Origin of the sequence: Methylocaldum sp. 14B (assembly GCF_002005105.1) — a bacterium.
In the GTDB taxonomy this organism is placed as follows: domain Bacteria; phylum Pseudomonadota; class Gammaproteobacteria; order Methylococcales; family Methylococcaceae; genus Methylocaldum.
Window position 1 is genome coordinate 124,364 of the sequence record NZ_MSCV01000009.1, and the last position, 21,234, is coordinate 145,597.

General features: G+C 57.4%; 20 protein-coding genes. 4 read left to right on the forward strand and 16 right to left on the reverse strand.

The window, feature by feature from the left end; all coding sequences use genetic code 11:
* Positions 1 to 47 precede the first annotated feature (47 nt).
* Positions 48 to 443 (reverse strand): response regulator, encoded by a 396-nt coding sequence (locus B2A78_RS08715; RefSeq protein ID WP_168175378.1) that lies wholly within the window; start codon positions 441 to 443, stop codon positions 48 to 50.
* 200 nt (positions 444 to 643) lie between these two features.
* Between B2A78_RS08715 and B2A78_RS08720 the strand changes: the two genes are divergently transcribed.
* Positions 644 to 1,300 carry a response regulator transcription factor gene (locus B2A78_RS08720; protein WP_077729597.1) on the forward strand — a complete coding sequence of 219 codons (657 nt, stop codon included), beginning with the start codon at positions 644 to 646 and terminating at the stop codon, positions 1,298 to 1,300.
* A 112-nt stretch (positions 1,301 to 1,412) separates the two neighbouring features.
* Here B2A78_RS08720 and B2A78_RS08725 read toward each other — a convergent pair whose 3' ends face one another.
* The 12 genes from B2A78_RS08725 to B2A78_RS08780 form a co-directional block, all read right to left on the reverse strand.
* Complete coding sequence (locus B2A78_RS08725; protein WP_077729598.1) at positions 1,413 to 2,630, reverse strand: PAS domain-containing sensor histidine kinase; 1,218 nt, start codon at positions 2,628 to 2,630, stop codon at positions 1,413 to 1,415.
* A 257-nt stretch (positions 2,631 to 2,887) separates the two neighbouring features.
* Positions 2,888 to 3,421, reverse strand: a complete 534-nt coding sequence (locus B2A78_RS08730) for an SRPBCC family protein (protein WP_133715940.1) — start codon at positions 3,419 to 3,421, stop codon at positions 2,888 to 2,890.
* Between the two features lie 102 nt (positions 3,422 to 3,523).
* Positions 3,524 to 4,510, reverse strand: coding sequence for a vWA domain-containing protein (locus tag B2A78_RS08735; protein ID WP_240502453.1), 987 nt, complete (start codon positions 4,508 to 4,510; stop codon positions 3,524 to 3,526).
* Positions 4,471 to 5,037: a hypothetical protein gene (locus tag B2A78_RS08740; protein WP_077729599.1), complete on the reverse strand. Its 567-nt coding sequence runs from the start codon at positions 5,035 to 5,037 to the stop codon at positions 4,471 to 4,473. Before B2A78_RS08740 ends, B2A78_RS08735 begins: the two co-directional genes overlap by 40 nt.
* Entirely contained in the window at positions 5,022 to 6,014 is a 993-nt protein-coding gene (locus B2A78_RS08745; protein ID WP_077729600.1) for a vWA domain-containing protein, read from the reverse strand. Before B2A78_RS08745 ends, B2A78_RS08740 begins: the two co-directional genes overlap by 16 nt.
* Complete coding sequence (locus tag B2A78_RS08750) at positions 6,011 to 6,994, reverse strand: hypothetical protein (protein WP_077729601.1); 984 nt, start codon at positions 6,992 to 6,994, stop codon at positions 6,011 to 6,013. Before B2A78_RS08750 ends, B2A78_RS08745 begins: the two co-directional genes overlap by 4 nt.
* Positions 6,991 to 7,848, reverse strand: a complete 858-nt coding sequence (locus tag B2A78_RS08755) for a vWA domain-containing protein (RefSeq protein WP_077729602.1) — start codon at positions 7,846 to 7,848, stop codon at positions 6,991 to 6,993. Before B2A78_RS08755 ends, B2A78_RS08750 begins: the two co-directional genes overlap by 4 nt.
* Before the next feature lie 221 nt (positions 7,849 to 8,069).
* Positions 8,070 to 9,089 carry a MoxR family ATPase gene (locus tag B2A78_RS08760; protein WP_077729604.1) on the reverse strand — a complete coding sequence of 340 codons (1,020 nt, stop codon included), beginning with the start codon at positions 9,087 to 9,089 and terminating at the stop codon, positions 8,070 to 8,072.
* A 135-nt stretch (positions 9,090 to 9,224) separates the two neighbouring features.
* Positions 9,225 to 9,500 (reverse strand): methanol dehydrogenase [cytochrome c] subunit, encoded by a 276-nt coding sequence (locus tag B2A78_RS08765; RefSeq protein WP_077729605.1) that lies wholly within the window; start codon positions 9,498 to 9,500, stop codon positions 9,225 to 9,227.
* A 32-nt stretch (positions 9,501 to 9,532) separates the two neighbouring features.
* Complete coding sequence (gene moxG, locus B2A78_RS08770) at positions 9,533 to 10,006, reverse strand: cytochrome c(L), periplasmic (RefSeq protein ID WP_077729607.1); 474 nt, start codon at positions 10,004 to 10,006, stop codon at positions 9,533 to 9,535.
* Positions 10,007 to 10,346: 340 nt separating this feature from the next.
* Positions 10,347 to 11,216, reverse strand: coding sequence for a methanol oxidation system protein MoxJ (gene moxJ, locus B2A78_RS08775; protein WP_077729608.1), 870 nt, complete (start codon positions 11,214 to 11,216; stop codon positions 10,347 to 10,349).
* A gap of 170 nt (positions 11,217 to 11,386) precedes the next feature.
* Positions 11,387 to 13,192: a methanol/ethanol family PQQ-dependent dehydrogenase gene (locus B2A78_RS08780; RefSeq protein WP_077729610.1), complete on the reverse strand. Its 1,806-nt coding sequence runs from the start codon at positions 13,190 to 13,192 to the stop codon at positions 11,387 to 11,389.
* A gap of 580 nt (positions 13,193 to 13,772) precedes the next feature.
* Here B2A78_RS08780 and B2A78_RS08785 point away from each other — a divergent pair.
* The 3 genes from B2A78_RS08785 (at position 13,773) to B2A78_RS08795 (ending at position 18,245) form a co-directional block, all read left to right on the forward strand.
* Complete coding sequence (locus B2A78_RS08785) at positions 13,773 to 15,206, forward strand: ATP-binding protein (RefSeq protein ID WP_240502454.1); 1,434 nt, start codon at positions 13,773 to 13,775, stop codon at positions 15,204 to 15,206.
* The gene (locus B2A78_RS08790; RefSeq protein WP_077729611.1) at positions 15,203 to 15,850 is read left to right on the forward strand and encodes a response regulator transcription factor; all 648 of its coding nucleotides are present in this window, start codon (positions 15,203 to 15,205) and stop codon (positions 15,848 to 15,850) included. Before B2A78_RS08785 ends, B2A78_RS08790 begins: the two co-directional genes overlap by 4 nt.
* 79 nt (positions 15,851 to 15,929) lie before the next feature.
* On the forward strand, positions 15,930 to 18,245 hold the full coding sequence (locus B2A78_RS08795; protein ID WP_143735113.1) for a TonB-dependent receptor: 2,316 nt from the start codon (positions 15,930 to 15,932) through the stop codon (positions 18,243 to 18,245).
* A gap of 720 nt (positions 18,246 to 18,965) precedes the next feature.
* On the opposite strand, the gene B2A78_RS08800 is transcribed toward B2A78_RS08795, so the two are convergent.
* From B2A78_RS08800 to B2A78_RS08810, 3 genes are read right to left on the reverse strand one after another with little or no spacing between them, the layout of a single operon-like run.
* Complete coding sequence (locus tag B2A78_RS08800) at positions 18,966 to 19,553, reverse strand: hypothetical protein (protein ID WP_077729612.1); 588 nt, start codon at positions 19,551 to 19,553, stop codon at positions 18,966 to 18,968.
* Positions 19,550 to 20,464 carry an MlaD family protein gene (locus B2A78_RS08805; RefSeq protein ID WP_077729613.1) on the reverse strand — a complete coding sequence of 305 codons (915 nt, stop codon included), beginning with the start codon at positions 20,462 to 20,464 and terminating at the stop codon, positions 19,550 to 19,552. The genes B2A78_RS08800 and B2A78_RS08805 overlap by 4 nt, the downstream gene beginning before the upstream one ends.
* A 1-nt stretch (position 20,465) precedes the next feature.
* Entirely contained in the window at positions 20,466 to 21,233 is a 768-nt protein-coding gene (locus B2A78_RS08810; RefSeq protein ID WP_077729614.1) for an ATP-binding cassette domain-containing protein, read from the reverse strand.
* Position 21,234: the final 1 nt, after the last annotated feature.

Genomic DNA, 21,234 nt, shown 5'->3' on the forward strand with positions numbered 1-21,234 from the left:
TCTCCTTTGAGGGGGCAATGGAATAGCTGCCGGCTGCCGGGCAGCCGTTAGTAGAGCTGTGAGAAAACAATAAGACTAGAACCCGACAAAAACGACTGGGTCAACGAGAAGACTTCAGCGCCGCTTGCCGCATCCTTGGCCAGGAAATAATCGGCGCCGCATGCCGAAGCGGCTTCACGATACTCGACCGCGTCGTAGCTGGTCAGAATGACGATGGCGGGAGAATAAATTGTCTTTATCTTGCGGGTCAGTACGAGACCGTTTTCGCCGGGCAGCTTGAGATCCATGAAAATCAGGTCGGGCCTGACTCCGTCGATTATTCTCATCGCTGCTGCACCGTTCTCGGCTTCGACAATGCCGAGGTGAGCGAACTGATCGCTGAGAAACGCTTTAAGAAAGCGCCGAAAAGACGCGTTGTCATCGACGATTAATATTTTGCACACGACCGCGAGTTCCTTGAAAAATGCGGAAAGCACATATCCCTTTGTGCGTCGAAAAGAAATCCTGTTCAAGCATCCAACGCGCTGCTTATCCGATCATTTGACCGTACACGCTCGCTTTGTTTCCGGCACTAAGGAGTTTTGCTTATTTGGTTCGGCTTCTTCGCCGTAGAAGATGAGCGAAAACAAAGTAGCGTTTTGCCATGGAAGAAAAAAAACGAATCTGCATAGCCGAAGACCATACGATTTTGCGGGAAGGATTACGGATGCTCTTGTCGCAAGATCGGGATCTGGAAGTCGTCTGCGAAGTCCATAACGGCATCGAACTCATCCGGCGGTGTCGCGAAATCATTGCGGATCTCATCTTGCTGGACCTGTCCATGCCCAAGCTAGGGGGCTTGGAGGCCATCCAAGAAATCAAAAAACGAGCGCCGCAATCGAAGATCCTGGTACTGACCGTGCACGATGTCGAAGAATACATCCTTGCGGCCCTGAGATCCGGCGCAGATGGCTATGTTCTAAAGGATGCCACTCATGCGGAACTACGCATCGCCATCCGCAGTGTATTGATCGGGAAGACCTACTTAAGTCCGAGCGTCTCAGGGAAAATCATAAAGGGGTATCTGCAAGTCAAGAGCGCGGAAGAGCCTCGGTCAGCATGGGACAGCTTGACCCATCGGGAGCGAGAGCTTTTGAAATTGATCGGCGAGGGCCATAAAAACAAGGAAATCGCGCAATATCTGCACCTCAGCGTGAAGACCGTGGAGACCCACCGCGCGAACTTAATGAAAAAGCTGGATCTTCATAGCGCGGCGGCACTGACTGCATATGCTATAGAGAAAGGGTTAGTTCTGAGATAGGGACTGCATCCGGGAGCGTTTCCGGCTTATGGTTGCGCCCTCGGCAGCGAGCGCTACACGTCCGGGCGGTTTCGCCCCCAAGCGTCGCCGACCGGAAACGGAGAAGAAGATTCTACCCGGTCCACACCGCGCGAATGGTCGTTCCGATGCCTGGAGCGGATTCGATGTAAAAGGACCCGCCCGAGCTTTCGCTCCGCTGACGCATGCTTGCGAGCCCCAGACCGCGTTGTCGTATTTCCCTTTCCAGCGCCTCGCTCACCTCGAATCCGCAACCGTTATCGGTGACGGTCAGTTCGATCGCAGAGTCGGTTTTTATCAAACGAAGAACGACGCGATCGGCTTTGGCATGCTTGGCGACATTGTTCAGAGCTTCCTGGACTATTCGGTAGATCGAAATTTTCAATCCTCCGGACAGGTCGTTTTCTCGTATATCCACTTGTTTTTCGATTGCGACGTAGGCGTAGATGTCCTGAAATGTACGGCAATGCCAGCTCAGCGTTGCGAGAAGACCCAAGTCGTCGAGAATCGCCGGTCTTAAATCCATCGAGATGCGCCTCACCTCGGAAATGGCCTCCTTGATCACGGGAAGAATAGCCCGCAAGGATCTCTGGCCGGATGCGATCTGGTTGTTTTCAAGCAGAACGTTGACGTTGTCCAAGCTGAATTTGATGGCGCTCAGGTATTGTCCGACCGTGTCGTGAAGTTCCGAAGCGATTCGCTTGCGCTCTTGCTCCTGAGCGCTGAGAAGCTTTGCGGACAATAGGCGGAGTTCCCGTTTCGACTGCCAGACGATTTCCTTCAGCCGTTTCTTCGGAGTTAGGTCGACGACATTCCCAAAGACGGCGCTCGATCCGTTATACGAGATCAAGACTTCGCTCCGCTTGATCCAGATGATCTCGCCATCTTTCCTGACGGCTCTGGCTTTGGGCACCGATGGTGTAACGGCCAGTCTTCGCTGATGTATGACCACGCCTTGTTGAGATGACCGACGATCGGAATGAAACAATTTCACCGGTGACATGCCGATCAGCTGATCCTTGGGATATCCGAGAATTTTGGCCAGCTTGTCGTTGGCATAGACGATCTCTCCATACTGGGTGACGTAGATGCCGATGAGCAAACAGTCGTCGAAGACATGCCTGATCGCCAGATGCTCCGATTTCTCGGCTTTCTTGTGGGAATCAGCGATATTTCGACTAAGTTTTCCGGCGTCGGAGGGCTGCCGATAGGCGTGGGGAAAGGGTTCGCTGGCGTGCGGTACCAAAACGCCTCGATGCGCGGCCTCGACCATTCGTCGGAGCCATTCGACGGGTTTCTTCTTTTCGGCCATCCTTGCCCTCCGCTCGTTCGCTGTAATCCATAAAGTGGCCAACCATCGGAGAATCGTGCACTCCGCCTTTGCCGTGCCTCCATAACCTTGGACGGCATCCCTTCTCCTCCAAGTGGCGGTAACGAAATATAAACGAAAGGAGATCCTGTTTGCAAAGCGTAGCCGGCGGGCCTCGGAAGGCCTTGCGACAGCCTCGGATCGGTAGCTCCGTAGGTCGACAATCCCTTGCCGACAAACGTACCTGACGTTCTTGAAAATCAGTGATCGGATTCGGCGATGCGCTTGAGATTTTCCAGGCCGGCTTTAAATAAAGCCTGCATCGACTGAACGGCCGCCTCGTCGTTCAGTTCGTCGGGCGGGAAATTGCCGGTGTCTCCGCGATACAAACGGCTTTTCCATTCCGCCTTGGTCCCCTGCCCCGCCGGCGTCAGCTTCAATACAGCGGAATAGGAACTCGCCGGCAGCGCCTTGACGTTGGCTTCCATCAGCCGGTAGTCGTACTCGTAGGTTTTTTCGTCGTAAAAGTCGAGTTCCTCCACCAGTTGTTCGCCGTTCGGAAAAGTCAGGGTACGCTTTTCGCCAGGCTTGTTGCCGCCTTGGGCTTCGCTTTTCGAGATGGCCGGATTCCATTGCGCGACGGCGCCGAACTCCTTGACCGTCTCCCAGACTTTTTCGATGGGGCGGTCGATTTCGACGGTTTCGACCACTTTCTGGGGTGTCGGACCATGGGCCGAAACTCCGGCGGAAAAAGCCAAACCGAGCGTCAACAAGGCAGGAACGATCATTTTCATGGAATACACAACTCCTCGGGTTAATGAAAAAGAATGGTGGGAGCGCGCCTTTCGACATAGCTCAAGACAGGTTTCACCCCGCGATATAAACCGTGCTATCCATCAGCGGAGCCTAAACGGCAGAATGCCGTAAAGCACGACCAGCGCGGCCAGAGCCAGGCCGGCAGGCAGCCAGCGAATATCCGCGGCAACCGCTTCGAGGCGCGCGAACTCCGGGCTCTTAAGCGCCAAGCTCAATTCCTCGGGTTTCTCCAGCCGCCGGTAAACGAGTCCGGTCTCGTCGGCTAGTTGGCGAAGATAGTCTTCCTTGAGCGAGGACAGATGCTCGGTCCCGATCACCCGCTCGCTGCCGAACGGCGCGTTCCGCTCGTGATAGCCCTCGATCTCGGAAGGCGGCTTGGGCGGCAGCCCGAACGAGGATCGGTGAGGGACGTCGTCCTCCGAATAGAAACCGACGGCTTCGCCGCGTTCGTCGAATTTCGGAATGGGCGCCGGGCTCAGCCCCCCGGCTCCAACGATCAATCCCCTGAGCTTGCCCTTGAAAGCGCCGAACTCCCGCTTGTAGCGAGGATTGAGAGGCGGGGCTTCCTGGCCGTCGGTAACGAAAACCAGGTTCGAACCGTAATTCTGAAATTGATTCAAGGCATCGTAGAGTCCATCGGCGATGCGGCTGTCGGCACCCCAGGCCATGCGCCAATCGATGTGCTCAATGGCGGTATCGACCGCTTCGAACCCGCGGCAGACTTCGATGGGCTCGAACAGCAGGAAGGATCTTCGCTCGGTGAAGAGCCCCAGCCCCAACCGAGAACCGCAGGGCAATTCCCGCAGGGCCGAGCGCAAGGCGGACTTGACTGTTTCCAAGCGGCTCGTCGACCGGCTTTCTACCCGATAATCGGCGACGTTCATGCTCCGGGTAATGTCGACGACGACGATGTGATCGAATACCGGCCGCGACAGCTTCAGGGTGGGATGGAAAAGCGTAACCCCGACGCTGAGCAAGGCCAGAGCCAGACAGACGAAGCGCGGGTCGCGTGCGCGGGTGGACAACTTCAAGGCAGGCCCCGCGGAAAACCCGGCACCGTGGTCCACAGCGCCCCCTCTTCTTCATCGTTTTCCTCTTCTCCGTCCTCGCGGCGAATCCTGTCCATTTCCGGCAGAAGCCGCATGGCGACTTCCAGGTTGTATTTGCTGTCCCAGTGGTTCGGGTCCAGGCGCAACGCCTTCTTGTAGGCATCCTTGGCCAATTCCACCAGCGGCAGCGCCCGGTTGATTTCGTTTTGTTCCACGTGTGTCAAGGCGCGTCGCAGGTGCAGGTTCCCGAGATCGAACAGGGCCGTAACGCGAAATCGGGTATTGCCCTGGTCGACCAGATAGCCGTAGGCATCCAGGGCCTCTTCATGACGATCCTTGCCGGCGAGATAAACCGCCCGAGCCAGCCTCACTTCCGGCGCCGCACGGACTCGATCGTCCGGGGAAATATCGGTGCCGCTCAGCAAGCTTCGAACCTGCTCCCCGGCAAGCTCGATCCGCCGGAGCTCCTGCCATTCCAATATTCCGGCGATGGTCGAAACGGCTAGCGCCAGCAGCGCGATTTTCAGCTCTAGGCTTTTTCCCATGATTCAGCTTCCGAGAGTTTCACGCCGATCAACAGCAGCAACGCGAAACCTGCCGCGCCGTAGCAGAGCGGCGTCAGATCGAGGCGCGGAATGCGTGCCTGATAATGGATCGGCAGGCTTTCGATCCGGTCGATATCGGCTATGGCCTGACGCAGGGCAGCCGGATTTTCCGCCTCGTATGCCTTGTACGGGATGCCGAGGCTTTCGAAAAACAAATGCAGATAACGCTCGGGCCGGACGCTCGCGTTATCGTCGCGCGGATACTCCGGTATTTCGAAGATGCCGGGACTTCCGAGAGTCCGGAGAAAAATCCAGTACAGGCGGATTTGATGCTCCTTGAACAGCTTGCGCAGTTTCTGCTCGCTGTCCGGATCGACAACCGCCGCGCCGTCGGACACCAGCAGCACGATGCGAGACCCGGTGAGCGCCTGGCCGGCGAAGTACGACAGCGCCAGCAGCAAGCCTTTACCGATGTGCGTTTGCGCCAGGGCCGGCAAACGCAAGGCGCGCACCGCGGCCAGCACCGCCTCGCGGTCGTCGGTCAGGGGCAGTACGAATAAGGGGCCTGTGCTGTAGGCCGCGACGCCGGTCCGGTCGTTCTTTCGTTCGCTGACGAATTCGCTGAGCAAGCGCTCTGCCGCGGCTGATTTCGCCTCTTCGGCGCCCGACGTCGCACGCCCCGCGAAACTGTGGTCCATGCTCTGGCTGCGGTCGAGAAGCAACACGATATGGGCGCCGTTACCGACTCGATCGACCGCATATTCCTCCCGATGCAGCCCGGCGAGTCCGAGCACCAGACCGGTGATGGCGACGACGCCCATCAGCTTGATCAGCCAGGTCCAGACGCGCGATTGCGCATCGGCGGGCAGCAACGCATTCCACGGCGCATCGAAGCCAGTCACCGGCAAACGGACCAGCGGCAGCAGAGCGAGGCCGAGGAACGGCAGAACCCAGGCATGATCGACCGCCAGATTCATCGAAGATTCCGCTCTACGTCGTAACAGTCCCGGCAAAGGCGGAAGAGCCTGGGCATCGGAAATTCCGTCTGCGCCCCCCCTCTCTGGGGTTCGCCCCTTCGGGGCCCGCTTTGCGGTCCAAGTTCGTTCCCGACGAACTTGTCCTTGGGCCGTTCGGTGAAAAAGAAATCGTAGGAGCTCGCGAAAAAGGCGGCAATTTCCTCGCGCAAAGGCTCGAATGCCGGATGATCGGCAAAGAATGCCTCCAGATGATCCGAAAATAGCGGCTGCCCGTTTACGCCGTTGAACGCCCGGTGGATGGCGGTATAGGCGGAGGAATAGTCCGGCGTCCCGGATGCTCGGCTCAAGGTCCGGACGGAGCGGCAGGCCGCTCTGAAATGGCGGCCTCTCTGCTGCCAGGGAAGATAGCCGTAAAGATAAACGAGGTACAATCCAGCCCCCGCGCCGGCGGCGGCGGCCGAAGCCAGTCCTCGGAGCGGACCGGTTCGGCTCGGAAGCGCGGGAGGCGCATCAGGCTGCATCGGCTCCAGCCCTTCCTCCCGAAGAATCGAAAGCTCGCGAATCGGCGCCGTGGTGAAACGCCAGGCCGGCACTTCCAGTTCGAAGACATCCTCACCGTGGGTAAAGGCCAGCTTGAAGGCGGGAATCGCCAGATTCTTGACCTCCAATGGCGCGTAAAAACTTTGATAGGCGAGTTCTATCGAATAGCGGCGCAGACCGTCGTGCTCCGACTCCCGTACGTTCGCCTCCCGCAGTTCCAGCCAGCGATTGATTCGGCTCGGAGGAAGCGAATTTCGGTCGAGCAAGGCTTCCCGATCGACCGCGACATTCAGCGTCTGCAGGATAACATCACCGATGGCATAGCCGAATGGACGCGGCGTCGAGACCTGAAAGTCCCTGACCGGGCCGGGAGTCTCGCCGCCGTGCGAAACAGCAGCGCCTAAAAAAAGCAGCAGAAAAGCGAGGTACGTCCTTTTCATAAGGCGCGCTGAAAATACCGGGTAAGATAGTCGGCCTTGAATCCTTCTTCGAGAAACAGCGGCTCCCGCCCGTGACTGAGGAACAGATGAACCAGACGCTCCCGCCGATCCCGGTAGGATTCTTCCAGCCGCGCACGAAGCTTCGGGCGTAACAGCAGCAAGCGCTCCGAACCGTCTTCCAGGTCGCGCATACGGCGAAATCCGAGCGTAGCCTCGCCCCCCATCTCGCTCGCGTCCCAAAATACCAAGGGCACTACATCGTGCGGCCCCAGAGACACCAGAATCCGTTTGACCAAGGTCAAGGGCATGTGGAAGTCGGAGACGAGAAAAACCAATGAACGCGAATTGGGCACGCATCGCGCCGCTTCCACCAGGCCACGGGCGTTTGTCCCCTTGGGTCGAAACCGGCGCAGACGCCTCACCAGGTTCAAAGCCATGGCGGGGTGACGGCACAGCGGCAGGGAAAATTCGGCGTGGATCTTTTCCGAGCAACCGATGATTCCCAAGGAGTCGCCGGTGCGGTACGCGGACAAGGCCAAAGACGCCAGGAAATCGGCCAGCGTGTCCATTTTGGAACCGGTGCCGCGAAACTCCATCGACGCCGACAAATCCACGATGGCGAACACCTTGATGGCACTGCGTTGCTCGTAGATCCGGACGGCATAGCCGCCGAAGGGATCGAGCACGCTGGCCCGGAGATCGATCCGGCGCGGATCCGGGTGTTTCAGCAAGGGCGCGAGCCCATGAAAGCGCTCGCCGCTGCCGGAGCGCCGGCTCGGATGAAAGCCGGGGCGCACGGCATCGGAACGCCAGGAAACCCGGTAATGGAATTCCTCGGTATGCCTAGCCTGCATTTCTCACACCCCTTCGTAGCGAGGACGTCGAGGCGTCGGTGCGGCGCGCCGCACGGACTGAGTGGCGGCGTCGTGGTAGGTCGGGAATCCTTTCCCGACACACGCTCGTCGGCAAAGGATTGCCGACCTACGACGTCGAGCCGGCGCGAAAGAGTACGGTGCGCCACGGCGAGCGAATCGGCGTCCGCAGTAGAAGGGGTGTGAGAAATGCAGGCTAGCAATCACGGTGCGGCAATCGAATGGAGGATTTTATCCACCAATCCCGGCACCAGTTCATCGCGCCGGTATTCGTAAGCGGGTTTCAGGAACACCCGATGAGCCATGGCCGGATAGAATACGCCCTGTATGTCCTCGGGAATGACCCGGTCGCGGCCTTTGAGCCAGGCATGGACGCGCGCGGCGCGAATCAGATAACTCATGCCGCGGGGACTCGCCCCGGCCTGGATGAGCTCGGACATGTCGGCGTCGGCCACGGAGATGCCGAACCGCTCCGGTTCGTGACTGGCGCGCCACAAGTCGCGGGTATAGGCACGCAGCGTCGGGCTGGCCTGAATGCCGCTCTGGATGGCCGCGGCGATCTCGTCGAGCTCGCGATAAGGCAGCACGGCCGGCGTCACCACCCCGAGCAGACGGTTGGCATCGTGGTACCGCGGATCAAAGGTCAGCTGATCCAGGATATCCGCGTCGCTCGGATAGTCCATTGCGATCTCTAACAGGAACCGATCGCGGGCGGCAGCCGGAAGCTCGAAGGTTTCCTCTTTCTCCACCCGGTTGCGGTCGGCGAACACCTGAAGATAGGGGAATCGGAACTCGCGGTTGAATGCGGTGACGCTGCGCTCGGCCATGATGCGCAGCAGCAACGAGTGAATCTGGGGACGCGCCCGGTTGATTTCGTTGAAGAAGAAGGTCGAAAGCCCCTCACCGTGCTTGAGCACGGGACCTGGATCGACTCGCGGCCGGCCGTTCTCGTCGAGGTAGGTGTAATAGATCAAATCGGCGGGCATCAAATCGATGGTCCCTTCGATCCGTTCGTACTCGCCCCCGATGGCGAGTGACACGGCTCTCAGCAAAGTGGTCTTGCCCACACCGACGTTGCCCTCCAGCAGCACGTGGCCGCGGGCGAACACGGCGATGGTCATCAGCCGGATTGCTCGCGGCTGGCCGATGATGGCTTTTTCGATTTCCGACTCGAAGCGAAAAGCTTTTTCTCGCCAGTCGGCCAATAGTTGTTCGGAATGCATGTTTGAATTATTGGAATAGCCAACCTATCGTAAGGCGGGTTAGCCGGTATTCCGGCGTAACCCGCCTTACGAGGCGAGGCGGCGGGTTACGCAAGTACGCTAACCCGCCCTACAACTCCCAAGCCGCCAGCCAACTCAATCTACCTTGTAGACGAACTTCCCGGTCTTGCTGAACTGTTCCCAGCGCTTCTGATTGCGGGCTTCCATGGCCTTGATGGCCTCTTGTTGCTTGTTCAGCTCCGCCGGGTCGTGCTTCGGATCATATTTGCTGCCCGCCACTTTTTCGGGATAACCGGGTTTCGGCTCCCAGCAATTGCCCGGTGCCTTGCACTTGGTGCCGTCGTAGGCACTCGCGTTGAAAGCGGCTATGGACAACAGCCCGGCGCTCAGGATTAAAGTTTTCAGTTTCATTGGTCGAGTCTCCTGTTCGGTGGTGGGGAAAGCTATTTGAGCCATTCGGCCTTGGCGGGATCGCCTTTGTAGATGTCGCGCAGCCAAGCCATGACTCGAAGCATTTCGTCGGCGTTCAGATTGGTACTCTGCGGCCCCATCATGCCTTGGGCACCGCCCCAGAGAACTTCGAACAAGCCGACATCGGTAGCGGCTCTCGGGTAAGTCCAGTAGTCGTCTCCCAGTCCCGGCCCCAGTTTGCCTTCGGCCTCGTGACCATGGCAGCCGGAGCAGGCGGTGAGATACAGGCTATGGCCTTTTTCGATGGCTTCCTTGTCGCCGTTGTAGGGGTTCTTGCCTGTTTCCTTGAATTTCTTGAAAGCGTCCGTATCGCCGCCTTTTTTACCGTATTCGAAATCCAGGGTCTCGCCGGTGACGGCGTGGCGAAAAGTGATTTCCGCACAGCTTTCGGCGGATACGAGGGCCACGCCCACGGCGAGCGCAGCCATACTGATTCGTAATTTCATGAAGCTTGTGTCCTCTTCGTTTTTTTATTCATTTAATTCGTGGCCGGCTGAAACCTGGCAGCGCCCAGGAATTCCGCTCACGGATTCCTGCCGCACATCCCTGTGCGGCCCCCCCTAAGGGTGCCGCGTGTGCAAGTCAGCCTCGCTCCGCTACTCAGTGCTGCCTCGCCGATCGCCAGGCCGACTTGTCATGCGGCAGATCCCTCTGCCGCACCTTCCATGTACTCTGCGGACCAGCCGGCAGAACAGCCCTCGGGAAGAGGGGTTTGACGCGAACGGTCAGCCAAACTGAAAAACGGGAATGTTTTTCATTAGCCACCACTCGTCCGCCGCATCCGTGCTACGTCGATTTGCCTTTTTTGGCGATCTCCCTCGCAGCCGCTCCCGTTTCCTCCACGGGCAATAGCGGAACTCCCTCCGCGTTGAGCAGCGCGCGAATCTCCTTCTCGCGCTTCTTCAACACCCGGTTGATGTCCGCCAGCAAGGCTTCCTCACCTTTTCTCACGCCAACGGAGGTGGAATAGTGGTGCGGCACCTTTTCCCCGTCCGAGCGGGCCTGATGATCCGGGATCACTCGCATCTCCAGAGGTCTGTCCGCGTTTTTGACATAACGGGCAGCCTGGGGCCCCCAAAGCACCGCCAGGTCGGCGCTGCCGGACTCGACTTCCCGAACCAGTTTTTCGGGGTCGTAGCGAACATATTGGTTGCGGCGCGCCTTGAAACCAACCAGGGATTGCAGGTAGTTGAACTGGTCGTAATAGCGTCCGACCTTCTTGAGCATGGTCTCCGCGGGGGTATCCGGCATGAACGCGATACGTTCGGCCTTCTTCAGAAAGTCGCTGTCCCAATCGGCGACCTTTACTCCTTTTTCCTTGCGGTATATGAACACGTACCCGGAACGATAATACGGCTTCGACGTCGACATCCGCGGATCGTCCGTATCCACGCCGATAACGACATCGCACAAGCCCCGATCCAGCTGGTCCCGAATGAAGTACCGCGGATCTTGCCACCACACGTATTCCACCGGCCTTCCCAATTCCTTGCCGATCAGTTCCGCCAGCTTGTTTTCGAAGCCTTCGCCGTCCTTGTTTGAATAAGGCAGTTCGTTTTCCGCAGCACAAACTTTGAGGGGCTCTGCGGCCGCCTCAGGTCCGCTGCCGATATCGGCCAACAGCCAGGCGCAAATGACTATGCGTGTCAAACGCATGGGGTGATTTCCTCCCAATAAATAAAGAGTCGCTCGACGTAGGGCGGGTTAGACGCGCAGCCCCACCTTGCCATCCGGATTCCACGGCAGTCCGGCGCGTCGTAACCCGCCGGATGTCGCGGACGGCGGGTTACGCGAGTACGCTAACCCGCCCTACGACCATGCGGTACTTATAGCGAGAACACGAACAGCGCACCGCCCATCTGGGTGTGGTGAGCCAGCTCCTTGAACGCGCCTACCGCACCAAGACCAGCGGTCGGGTCCTTCAGGTCGAACACCAGACCGACACCAGGCCAGCCGCCGACGCCCGAGTAGATGGCGACGTACTGTCTGCCGTTGTGCTTATAAGTGATGGGATGGCCGATAACGCCGGAAGGAAGCTTGAACTTCCAGACCTCCTTGCCGTTGCGGGAATCCAGCGCCTTGATGTAGCCATCGAGCGTACCGTAGAACACCAGATTGCCGGCGGTCGCCAGGGTGCCTCCCCAGACGGCGAACTTCTCCGGAATTTCCCATTCCATCTTGCCGGTGACCGAGTTCATGGCCTTGACCTGACCCAAGGTGCCTTTCGGTCCCGGATACATATTGAGGGTCGCGCCCACGAAGAACTGGCCGGCACGGTAAGGCAGCATGAACGGTTCCCAATCCATGCAGATGTGGTTCACGCCCATGAAGAACAGTTTCTTTTCAGGGTCGTAGGATTCGATACCCTGGTTGTGGTAACCCATGGCCGAGGGGCAAATCCCTTTCGCTTCGTGGTCCATGCGGGTGGAGTATTCCGGATCGCGGATCGGCAAGCCAGTCTTGAGATCGACCTTTTTCACCCAATTCACGGTGTCGTCGATCTTGAAGGCGTTGACCAGATCGCCGGTTTCCCGGTTGAGGGTGTAGACGATGCCATTGCGGTCGGGATGGGTCAGAAGCGGCGTCATCTTGCCGTCCACTTCCTGCTCGGACAAGCCCATGTAATTGACACCGGCGTAATCCCATTCGTCGTGCGGCGTCTTCTGATAGCCGAACTTGGCCTTGCCGGTGTTGAGATCACGACCCCAAATGGTCATGGTCCACTTGTTGTCGCCGGGGCGCATGGTTTCGTTCCAGGGCGCCGGGTTGCCGGAACCGTAGTAGATCATGTCCAGCTTGGGATCATAGGCATACCAGCCCCAGTTGGTGCCGCCGCCGATCTTCCAGGCGTCGCCTTCCCAGGTTTGCTGGCCGAGCCCGAACTGGCCGTAGTGAGGGTTATGTACGTTGAACGACTTGTCCAACAGCAGATCTTCGTCGGAACCGGTGGCGTAGGCACGCCATTCCATCTTGCCGTCCTTGATGTTGTAGGCGGTCACGTAGCCGCGCACGCCCAGCTCGGCTCCGGCGGACCCGACCAGCACCTTGTCCTTAGCCACGAAGGGCGCGCCGGTCAGGGTGGAACCCATGGTGATGTCGGAGTTTTCCATCTTCCAGATTTCTTCGCCGGTCTTGGCGTTGAGGGCGACGACGTGGCCGTCCAACTGATTCAGGAAAATCTTGGCCGGACCGTGGTCGCCGGCGGGTACGTAGGCGAGGCCTCGGTTCACTACGTCGCAGCAGGCAACGGCGCGGGCCGCCGGATTCTGCTTCGGCTTGTATTGCCAGAGAATCTTGCCGGGATCGTTGAGATCGAGGGCGTATACGTTGTTGGGGAACGGCGTGTGGACGTACATGATGCCGTCCGCTACTAGGGGGGCACCCTCGTGACCATGCAGTGTGCCGGTGGAGAACGTCCACGCCACCTTGAGGTGATGGATGTTCTCTACATTGATTTGGTCCATCTCGGAGTAGTGGGTGGCGCTGTAATCCTTGGTCTGCATGACCCAGTTCTTCGGATCCTTAGCCATTTCGATGAGAGCGTCGTTTGCGGAGCCGGTGCCGGAGACGGCCAAAAGCCCGCCTGCCATCAGAGCGCCGCTGACGGCCGCCGCCAGTTTGCGTTTTTGCATGTTTTCTCCTCGCTGAATACTTGTTCGGACTGTCCTGAGACAGAGCGATCACGGATCGATGATCACGGCGGCGAATTTTGGAAGAATCGCATGGCGGGCTGTAGTGAAATAAGCCCGAATTGGGACAGGAAAAAATCAGGAAGAAATGCGATAGATCTCCCGCTCCCTTACGGGTTTCCGTTTTGTTAATCAGGCCCATAAATACCCTCCTGGTGTTTCGGGCCGCTGCCAAGGCCACGGGTACACGCCCGGCCTTGGCGCAGGCGGCTTGTCGCCGCGCCGGGCCATCCCTGCCCCGGATTAACCCGGCCTAATTTAGAGGCCGGGCTAATAAATCAAAAAACGGTACGATCTCGGGAAAAATTCCTTTTTTTTCAAGTATTGGTTCACGCTCTTGACAGGGTAATTCGTGTTCTCTAGCTTGATTCGATTCAAATTCCCGTTGAAAAAGATGAAGAGAGTTACCGAATTGCTAAAGAATGACGTTCATCCGTTTTGATTTACTCTCGAACGGGCTCGCTGGAGCCCGTTTTCGTTTCTATGAAAAGGCTGAAGATTCACAGCCGCGCCGATAAAAATCATGCACGAAAGCCTTAGCTTACGTTTTCGCCTGAACCTGATGATCGTGCTGACCATGCTGGCGATACTGGGCCTCGGCACTTTATTCGCCGTCCACAACGCCCGCCGATCGGTAGCAGAGGAAATCGATTCCACGGTCAATCTAGCCCTGCAACTGATCGAAGTCAGCTTGTCCGAAGGTCGAAACTCTACGGATGATTCGCTAGGCAATTGGTTCTCCCAGTTGAATAGACTGGACAAGACCCGGCACCTTCGCATTCAAGTCCGCCAAACCCCGGATCGAGTGGATGGAAGCACATTTGGACAGCCTCAGGCTGGCCCGAAGGGCGAATCCCAAGGACGGGGCGAGCACTCTCTCACCGACTCGGCGGCACGAGGGAATCCACGAACATCCGAAGTGCCCGGCTGGTTTGCCTGGGCCGTCAAGCCCGATTCCAGTTCCATCGTCGCCGAAAAACGGGTAGAAACCGACGGCAAGGATGTCATCAGCATTCTTATCGAAGCCAACCCGGAGGACGAAATTGCCGAAGCTTGGAACGAAGCTCTGGGCTTTTTGACGCTCATAGCGGTCCTGGCAGTGACGATCTATGCCCTGGTGCACATTACGGTAGGCAGGGCCTTCCGGTGCGTAGGCGTGATTCTCGACGGTCTGGAAGACATCGAGAGAGGCGATTACGGCAGGCGTCTGCCGAGCTTTTCCTTGCCTGAATTCGCGCGGATTTCTCGAGCGTTCAACCATATGGCCTCGACTTTGGAAAAGGCCCGCGACGAAAACCGCGCGCTCACTCAGCAGTCCTTGGCCATACAGGAGGAAGAACGGCGCTATCTGGCTCAGGAACTGCACGACGAGCTCGGACAATCTTTGAGCGCGATCAAGGTCATGGCAGCCTCGCTGCGCAAGCGGGACAGCCGCCCTCAGGATAATGAAGCCATCGAGTGCATCATGGGCGTTTGCGACCGGCTGTTCGGCGTCGTGCGCGGAATGATGCGCCGTCTGCGCCCTCTCATGCTGGACGAACTGGGGCTCATCGCCTCGTTGGAAGATCTGATCGAAAGCTGGCGGAGCCGCAATCCCGGCGTCAGTCTTCACTTCGATTGTGAAGACGATGTCGACGAACTCGCCGGTGCCGGGAAAATCCATCTGTTTCGTATCGTGCAGGAATGTCTTACGAACGTCGTTAAACACGCCGAAGCCGACGGCGTTTGGATAGAACTTCGACTGAAGGAAATGGACACCCGTTCTCGAAGCTGGATCCAGCTCAAAATCAGCGACAACGGATGCGGATTCGATCCGAACCAACCTAGGCGCGGCTTCGGATTGATCGGCATTCGTGAACGCGTCGCCAGCCTGGGCGGGCAATTCAGCCTGAACACCCGCTCCGGCGAAGGCGTATCGCTCGAAGTCTGCGTACCTTGCGGAGAAGCCTCCCGATGAATCCGAAAATCACCGTTATGCTGGTCGATGACCATGCCGTGGTCCGTGCGGGCTATCGCCTCCTGCTGTCTCAAAGCGAAAATATCGAGGTGATCTGCGAAGCCGAACGCGGCGAGGAAGCCTGCCAATACTATTCCGAGTCGCAACCCAATGTGATCGTCATGGACCTCAGCCTGCCGGGGATAGGCGGGCTTGCCTCGATCCGCCGCATTTCCGGTCGCGATCCCGGAGCCAAAATACTCGTGTTCAGCATCCATGACGAACTGGTTTATGTCCTTAGGGCCTTGGAGGCCGGCGCCAAGGGCTACATCACCAAGAGCAGCGCTCCGGAGACCTTGGTCGAGGCCGTTAAGAAAGTGGCCGGGGGCGAAACTTATGTGGAACCGGAAATCGCTCAGAAACTATTGGTTCAAACCATCACCGGAAAAGACGCTTCCACCGATTTGAACTCGCTTTCCGCCCGCGAATTCGACGTGTTTTGTCTGTTGGCCAAAGGTTATACGACCCGAGAGGTCGCTGACGAACTCCGCCTCAGCTATAAAACCGTCGGCAATTACACCACTCTGATCAAGAACAAGCTCAATGTAAGCACCACCGCGGAAATGGCTCGCCTCGCCTATCAATACGGCCTCTTGAAGGCTTAAACGTCGGGAATTTTTCCCATATTCCATCCGGTTAAACTCCCTTACCATTCCCTGTTCTGCTGAATGTGTGGGGGTTTTTATGTTTATAAGAAGAATATGTTACACGGGAACCTCTCTGCTGGTCCTCGTGAGTACGGAAATTGCCGTTGCCGCGGAAAACGAAGACGGCAGCGTAAATCTGGGTACGGTCGAAATTGTGGGTGAAACGCCGCTGATGGTCTCGGGCGTACCGGCGGAGAAAATTCCGTCGCCGGTGCAGACGGCCACGTCCAAGCAACTCGATGACTATCAGAGCTTTTCGCTCGCGGATTACATGCGTTGGAACTTCGCCAGCGTCAACGTCAACGATGCCCAAAACAACCCGTTCCAGCCCGATGTTCAATTCAGGGGGTTTACCGCATCGCCGCTGCTGGGATTACCCCAAGGGTTATCGGTCTATGTCAACGGCATTCGTTTCAACGAACCGTTCGGCGATACCGTCAACTGGGACTTGATCCCCGAAGGCGCCATCGAACGAATGACGCTGCACTCGGGCTCGAATCCGGTTTACGGCCTGAACAGCCTGGGTGGGGCTATTTCCATGCGCACCAAGACCGGTTTCAGTGCACCGGGCCACACGCTCGAGGTGGCAGGCGGCTCCTGGGGACGGCACTGGCAGGAAATTACCAGCGGATGGAACAACGGCACGGTCGGCTATTTCGTCGATCTCAAGAGCTTCTATGAAGACGGCTGGCGCGATAACTCGCCCACCGACGTCAAGCAGGGATTCGGAACGTTTAGCTGGCAAAACGAACGGTCCAAGTTGAACCTCACCCTGGCTTCCAACAATAACCGATTGATCGGCAACGGTGCTTTGCCGCTTCAACTGGCCAAGCAAGATCCGGAAGCGATTTTCACCCATCCGGACCGTACCATCACCCGATTGTTCCTGGCGTCCTTGGACGGCAGCACCTGGCTTACCGATCACTTCGAGCTGTCGGGTAACGCTTATTTCCGGCAAAACCGGATCAAGACGTTCAATGGCGACGATTCCGATTTCGAGGAATGCGAGGACGAGGCCAACGAAGGTTTCCTTTGCGAGGAGGAAGGCGATGAAGAAGAGATCGTCGAAGATGTCAACGGCGGTAACGTCTTGGCCAGCGACGCGGTCGAGGGGGCGACCAACAACACCAGCCAAACCAACCAGCGCAGTTACGGCGGCAGCTTGCAGGGCGCTTTCGAGCACGATCTCTTCGCCATGCACAATCGAATCGTCGCCGGCGGAAGTTATGACGAAGGACGCATTCATTTCAGCTCGGATACGGAGCTCGCTTCTCTCACCGACGACCGAGGCACCATAGGCAGCGGAGTCCTGGTGGGCGAATCGCGGGTGAGAGTCCACGCCCATGTTCGTCACCACGGAATTTATTTCAGCGACACCTTGTCGGTCACCGACAAACTGGCGGTGACGGCAGCGGGCCGTTACAACCTGTCTTTCGTCCGGCTCGACGATCAGTACGGCGAGGACTTGAACGGCTTTCACAAGTTCGAACGGTTCAACCCCTCGGCCGGACTGACCTATGCCTTCCTACCGGAATTCACCGCTTACGGCAGCTATAGCGAATCGAACCGGGCACCGACTCCGGTTGAGCTGACCTGCGCCAATCCGGAAGCCCCTTGCAAGCTACCGAACGCGTTTCTTGCCGACCCGCCGCTGGATCAGGTGGTGGCCAAAACTTGGGAAGCCGGTTTCCGGGGCGAATTCGCTCGACTGTGGGGCGGAAATATCAACTGGAACGCTGGCCTGTTCCAAACTGAAAACCACGACGACATTCTTTTCATCAGCAGCGGCAATCTCACCAATCAGGGTTACTTCGACAACGTCGGGACCACCCGGCGCCGGGGTATCGAACTTGGGCTTTCCGGGGCATTCGAGCGGGTGCGGTTCGGAATCAATTACACACTGCTCGATGCCACCTTCCGTACGCCATTTCTTGCTAGCAGCCCGAATAACCCGTCCGCTGATGATAACGGCCAGATCCAGGTGGAAAAAGGCGACCGCGTCCCCGGCCTTCCGAAGCACATGCTGAAAGTCTCGACGGACGTGGAGGTCGTTAAAGGACTGACCGTGGGCGTAAACATGATTTACAACAGCGGTCAGTACTTCCGTGGCGACGAAGCCAATCTAAACAAGCCGCTTGAGGAATATGCCGTGTTCAACCTACATGGCGAATACCGTTTCAACAAGCACGTGGCATTATTCAGCCGTATCGACAACCTGTTCGACAAACGGTACTACACTTTCGGACTATATGGCGAAGCTGACGAAGTGCTTGGTGATAGCTTTACCGATCCACGTTTCGTGGGCATCGGCTCTCCGAGGGCTGGTTGGGTCGGGCTTAAGCTGTCCCTATGAGTTCGGCGTTTACCATCCGCTGTTTTACATATTGTTTTCCGGACGGTAATAACCGGGCCCTATTTAATTCATAAGAATGTCTTATGACAAAGGCGAGTATAAGTCTGTATACTTTATACCAACCTCAATAGAACTTGGTGTGATTTAGTTCGAAACTTCGATTGAGTCCGGCCGAAAGTTCTCCTCCTCTTGGCGACCCTAGTGGTCGCTTTTTTTTGCCCGACGGCAGGCAAAAAAAAGCCCGCAGTACGCGGGCAATATCATTATTATTGTTGTTGTAGCGTAACGCGTCGGCCACTAGCGGCGACGCATCTTGTTAGTGCTTTTATAGTAGTTATATCGCCCCCTAAGGGGTCTTTCCTCCTCTTTGACGACTCTATGTTTTCGCGCTTCCTCCGTAAAGCTGCGGCACAGTCTAAAGAAAAAATTTTGTGTGTCCACACTTTTTTACCCGTCCCTTGATCTATGAACACCCTCACAATTTTTTCTTTAAAAATCTGAAACCTATTTGTATTCGAATAGAAGTATTTTCTAATACCCAAGCAAATTACTAAGGATTTAAGTATCGCTGAGTATCCGCAATGTTTCCAAAAATGATCAGGTCGATACAGTTCGCGTCCAACACACAAATCTCATTTTGAGACATGCGAGATGAGGTGCTATCGGATGGCGCCCCTCGGTAACCGGGGATGGGATATGGATACGACCGCAAAAAACGGCTCAAGGAGTTCCCCCAGCGGCCCCACGCGCGAGATCCATCCCTTCCATCCAGGTCCGGACCGCCGCTATGGCGTCGTCGGCCAGATCCGCCAAGGACACTACCGCGCCTGCGGCATCGGCGCTAGGCGAGATCTTGTCGAGTTCGAAGGTCCGTTCGGCCAGAAGCTTCTTACTGCTGCGATCGTAAGCCGACGCGCGAAAGCGAATCAGCGCCTTGGCGTGGTCGGGGCGGTCGAAAATCTGCTCGAACTCCTGAAGTTCGATTCGAACCCGTAGTGGTCCGCCATCGCCCGAAAGTTCAAAGCGCAGTTCCAGAAGTTCAGGCGGAGGCGCGATCCAGCGGTCCAAAGTGTAAACTCCAACCCGTGTGGCATCCGAATACACGAGACGATAACGAATTCGGTCGTCTTTCAACCACTCCGGAGCGGTCACGTCCACTTTGGACCAAGGTGCCGGCAGACGGTCCGAACCGTGCGGCAGCGGTCCCAGATCATGAAGCCTAGGCGGAGGTGATTTTTCAGGCGTGAAGGTACAACCCGAGGCGATCAAGATCACAAGAAACAGCTTTGCGAAAAGAAATCTCTTCATTTCGGCTCCTGAAAGCCCGGCTCTCCCGGTCCAGGCACTTGCTTGGGCGGCCCGAGCAACAGGATCCGCGGGTCATCTCTCAGCATATCGGACAGATGTCGAACGTTGACGGCGATCGAACGGGTCTCGTCGAGCAATGCGTTTACCTTAGGCAGAGTGGATTGCACCACCACATCTCCCGCCGAGCTACCGGCGGTGATCAAGTCTTCCGTGTTCCTGGCGAGCCCTCGGATTTCCTTGACAGCGATTCCCAGGTCATCAGTCAGGCGCGTGATTCCCGCCATCATCCGCTGCGCCTCTCCGGTCAAAGCGGGCATTTCCGCCAGCATCTCGTCCATGCTTTCCTCTAATGTAGCCAATTGTTCGGCTGCGATCGCAACCGATTCCAGAATACGCTGAATCCGTTCGCGATTGCTTTCGTTCAGCACGCTGTTGAGCCGGTTCGCCAACACGCCGAGCTGGGAGAGGATGTCTTGCCCCGATTCGGTCAGCTTATCGAACAGCGAAGGCCGTAGCGGAATACGCGCGGGATTGTCGGGATCCGTAGGTAAAGGCTCCGGTTGTTCGCCGGTGTCGAACAGTTCCACCTGCGCCAGGCCGGTCAGCGCCTGAACGCGCAGCATGGCGTAGGTGCCATGGGTAATCGGCAGATCCTCATTCAACTCGACCCGGACGAGAATGTTCCGGCGGTCTTCAGGATCGAAACTGATGGATGACACTTTGCCGGCATTCACGCCGCGAAAAAGGACGGTCGACTCGGGATTGAGCCCCGAAACCGCTCCCTGGGTGACGACATAATAGCTCTTGTATTCTTCGCCGTAGTTCCCCAACCATAAGGCGGCGATGATCGACGCCGCACCCAAAATGATTACGAACAATCCGGTCAGGAATGCATAGGTTTCTCTACCCATATCAACCGATCCGCTCGAAAACGCGGTGACCGCGCTTTCCATGAAAATAATGCCGGGCAAAAGGATGTTCGGAAGCCAACGCATCCTCAACCGGACCACACACGACTAGCTGCTGATCGGCCAGTACGCCGACCTTCGTGCATAAATCTTTTACCGTGTCCAAATCGTGCGTCACCATGACCACCGTAAAGCCGAGTTCCCGATGCAGCCCGCTCAGTAGATCGACAAACTCTTCGCTCAGCACGGGATCGAGCCCCGAGGTCGGCTCATCGAGAAACAGCAATTCAGGCTCCATCACCAGCGCCCGCGCCAAGGCGACCCGCTTGATCATGCCGCCGGACAGTTCGGATGGCATCAACAAACCGGCGTTTTCGGTCAACCCCACCATAGTAAGCTTCATACGTACCAAATGGCCGATGAGTTCTTCATCGAAAAGACCGAATTCACGCAATGGGAATGCGATGTTATCGAAAACGCTCAGGGCACTGAATAAAGCTCCTCCCTGAAAAAGCACGCCGCAACGGTTGCGGAGCCGCTGGTGACGATCGGCCGCGGCGTCCTGCAGACACTCGCCGAAGAGGTAGACTTTGCCACGGGTCGGCTCCTGGAGTCCGATCATTTCCCGCATCAGCACCGTCTTGCCGCTCCCAGAGCCGCCGACCAATCCGAAGATTTCCCCCTTGCCCAGCGTCAGGCTGATGTCCCGATGCACCACGTTTTTTCCGAAACAGGTCCAAATCCGTTCCATTCGGATGACGGGATCGCTCATG

What these genes read in the sequence shown, in the direction of transcription:
- B2A78_RS08765 (WP_077729605.1), bottom strand. Translation starts at nt 9,500, where the DNA reads ATGAAACTGAAAACTTTAATCCTGAGCGCCGGGCTGTTGTCCATAGCC.
- moxJ (WP_077729608.1), bottom strand. Translation starts at nt 11,216, where the DNA reads ATGCGTTTGACACGCATAGTCATTTGCGCCTGGCTGTTGGCCGATATC.
- B2A78_RS08720 (WP_077729597.1), top strand. Translation starts at nt 644, where the DNA reads ATGGAAGAAAAAAAACGAATCTGCATAGCCGAAGACCATACGATTTTG.
- B2A78_RS08805 (WP_077729613.1), bottom strand. Translation starts at nt 20,464, where the DNA reads ATGGGTAGAGAAACCTATGCATTCCTGACCGGATTGTTCGTAATCATT.
- B2A78_RS08745 (WP_077729600.1), bottom strand. Translation starts at nt 6,014, where the DNA reads ATGAATCTGGCGGTCGATCATGCCTGGGTTCTGCCGTTCCTCGGCCTC.
- B2A78_RS08810 (WP_077729614.1), bottom strand. Translation starts at nt 21,233, where the DNA reads ATGAGCGATCCCGTCATCCGAATGGAACGGATTTGGACCTGTTTCGGA.
- B2A78_RS08730 (WP_133715940.1), bottom strand. Translation starts at nt 3,421, where the DNA reads ATGAAAATGATCGTTCCTGCCTTGTTGACGCTCGGTTTGGCTTTTTCC.
- B2A78_RS08760 (WP_077729604.1), bottom strand. Translation starts at nt 9,089, where the DNA reads ATGCATTCCGAACAACTATTGGCCGACTGGCGAGAAAAAGCTTTTCGC.
- B2A78_RS08740 (WP_077729599.1), bottom strand. Translation starts at nt 5,037, where the DNA reads ATGGGAAAAAGCCTAGAGCTGAAAATCGCGCTGCTGGCGCTAGCCGTT.
- B2A78_RS08780 (WP_077729610.1), bottom strand. Translation starts at nt 13,192, where the DNA reads ATGCAAAAACGCAAACTGGCGGCGGCCGTCAGCGGCGCTCTGATGGCA.
- B2A78_RS08755 (WP_077729602.1), bottom strand. Translation starts at nt 7,848, where the DNA reads ATGCAGGCTAGGCATACCGAGGAATTCCATTACCGGGTTTCCTGGCGT.
- moxG (WP_077729607.1), bottom strand. Translation starts at nt 10,006, where the DNA reads ATGAAATTACGAATCAGTATGGCTGCGCTCGCCGTGGGCGTGGCCCTC.
- B2A78_RS08795 (WP_143735113.1), top strand. Translation starts at nt 15,930, where the DNA reads ATGTTTATAAGAAGAATATGTTACACGGGAACCTCTCTGCTGGTCCTC.
- B2A78_RS08790 (WP_077729611.1), top strand. Translation starts at nt 15,203, where the DNA reads ATGAATCCGAAAATCACCGTTATGCTGGTCGATGACCATGCCGTGGTC.
- B2A78_RS08750 (WP_077729601.1), bottom strand. Translation starts at nt 6,994, where the DNA reads ATGAAAAGGACGTACCTCGCTTTTCTGCTGCTTTTTTTAGGCGCTGCT.
- B2A78_RS08800 (WP_077729612.1), bottom strand. Translation starts at nt 19,553, where the DNA reads ATGAAGAGATTTCTTTTCGCAAAGCTGTTTCTTGTGATCTTGATCGCC.
- B2A78_RS08725 (WP_077729598.1), bottom strand. Translation starts at nt 2,630, where the DNA reads ATGGCCGAAAAGAAGAAACCCGTCGAATGGCTCCGACGAATGGTCGAG.
- B2A78_RS08785 (WP_240502454.1), top strand. Translation starts at nt 13,773, where the DNA reads ATGCACGAAAGCCTTAGCTTACGTTTTCGCCTGAACCTGATGATCGTG.